The 2,362-nt window shown below is 35.4% G+C and carries 1 protein-coding gene; it reads left to right on the top strand.

The window, feature by feature from the left end:
* Window positions 1-437: 437 nt before the first annotated feature.
* Window positions 438-1,766, top strand: coding sequence for a pentapeptide repeat-containing protein (locus tag MW688_RS12365; RefSeq protein WP_486736307.1), 1,329 nt, complete (start codon window positions 438-440; stop codon window positions 1,764-1,766).
* Window positions 1,767-2,362: the final 596 nt, after the last annotated feature.

Genomic DNA, 2,362 nt, shown 5'->3' with positions numbered 1-2,362 from the left:
TCATCAAAAGCCCCCCTTAATAAGGGGGGTTTGGGGGGATCATTTCTCTAAATAATAAAAAGCGATCACTTTTTACCTTATTTCTGCTTATCTAGTCATATATTAAATAGATGTTTACAGTTATCATCAAAAGCCCCCCTTAATAAGGGGGGTTTGGGGGGATCATTTATCTAAATAAAAAAAAGCGATCGCTTTTTACCTTATTTCTGCTTATCTAGTCATATATTAAATAGATGTTTACAGTTATCATCAAAAGCCCCCCTTAATAAGGGGGGTTTGGGGGGATCATTTATCTAAATAAAAAAAAGCGATCGCTTTTTATCCTATTTCTTTTTATCTAGTCATATATTAAATAGATATACTAAACACACTCTATAACTGTAACTGAACTAAGAGCGATCGCACTTGATCCTATTTCTGCTTATACATGAATCTAAATGACTAAACCATCAATACGAAAAACAATAATTAACGATTTACAGGGTGCCGATTTAAGGGGTACCGATTTAAGGGGTGCCGATTTAAGGGGTGCCGATTTACAAGGTGCCTATTTATCTGGTGCCGATTTACAAGGTGCCTATTTATCTGGTGCCAATTTAGAGGGTGCCAATTTAAAAAAGGCTGAGTTAAGGAATGCTTATTTAAACAATGCCAATTTACAGGGTGCCAATTTAGAGGGTGCCAATTTACAGGGTGCCAATTTACAGGGTGCCAATTTAGAGGGTGCCAATTTACAGGATGCTAAGTTACAGGGTGCCAATTTAGAGGGTGCCAATTTACAGGATGCTAAGTTAGATAAGTATACCCTTAAAATTAGCGAAGCTAGTAACCCCAAAACCGCCCCTAAGGTTTTAACAGAATTTTATCACCAATATTCTCAAACAGAAATTAAACTAGCTTTAGTCAGTAATCCTAATACTCCTGATGAGATTTTACTTAAATTAGGAGAAGATTTTCCTCAAGAATTATTAAGTAATCCGGTATTTGATTTAATGCTACTAGCTAATCCTAACTTATTAGCGACTATGCCAGAATCTACTTTAAGTAGTATTCTACGTTTGCCATACGTTGATGAATCTTATGTTTTTTTTGCTTTAGATAATTGTCGCAAAAATAAACGTATATTAGCAGTTATTATTTCTTATCAGAAAAAACTATTCAATAAGTGGCGAAAACATAATCCTGATGTAAAAATTAGTTTAAATTGTGCCGATTTAAAGGGTGCTGATTTAAAGGGTGCCAATTTAGATTGTGCCATTTTAAAGCGTGCCGATTTAAGGAGTGCCGATTTAAGGAATGCCGATTTAAGGAATGCCAATTTAAAGGGTGCCGATTTAAGGAGTGCCAATTTAGATTGTGCCAATTTAGATTGTGCCAATTTAAAGGGTGCCAATTTAAAGGGTGCCAATTTAAAGGGTGCCAATTTAGATTGTGCCTATTTAAGGAGTGCCTATTTAGATACGAATACCCAGATACAGAAAAAATGGTTGACAGTTTGGGATATTATCAATAATCCTACTCCTCAAAGATATTTAAAGAATGCCGATTTAAGGAATGCCAATTTACAGAGTGCCGATTTACAGAGTGCCGATTTAAGGAATGCCAATTTAAGGAATGCCAATTTACAGAATGCCAATTTAAGGAATGCCAATTTAGAGGATGCTAAGTTACAGGGTGCCAATTTACAGGGAGCTATTTTAAGTGGTACCAATTTACAGGATGCCAATTTAAAAGATGCTAAGTTAAATAAGCATACTCGTAAGTGAATCATCAGCAAAGATTAAATCATACCAGCGAAAGCATAAAAATAAATAAGAATAGCTATGTGTGGAGTTGTTGGTTATATTTATAGCAGTGACCGCAGTGGTGTTAACAACATTTATCACTAACTTTTCCCCCCCAACCCCCCTTACTAAGGGGGGCTTTTCATCATTTTTGTCAACATCTATTGGCTCATTGCTATAACTTAATAAATAGCGATCGCACTTGAGCCTATTTCTGCTTATCTAGTCATATATTAAATAGATGTTTACAGTTATCATCAAAAGCCCCCCTTAATAAGGGGGGTTTGGGGGGATCATTTCTCTAAATAAAAAAAAGCGATCGCACTTGAGCCTATTTCTGCTTATCTAGTCATATATTAAATAGATGTTTACAGTTATCATCAAAAGCCCCCCTTAATAAGGGGGGTTTGGGGGGATCATTTCTCTAAATAATAAAAAGCGATCGCACTTGAGCCTATTTCTGCTTATCTAGTCATATATTAAATAGATATTTACAGTTATCATCAAAAGCCCCCTTAATAAGCAGGGTCTTTTCATTCTAAAATTTTGTCTTAGCTAGAAGCTAGACACCACAAAAG

It is taken from the genome of Johannesbaptistia floridana (assembly GCF_057440575.1).
This window is presented reverse-complemented; position numbering and strand designations above follow the sequence as displayed.

Coding starts and splice junctions, on each gene's coding strand:
- MW688_RS12365 (WP_486736307.1), top strand. CDS start 438: ATGACTAAACCATCAATACGAAAAACAATAATTAACGATTTACAGGGT.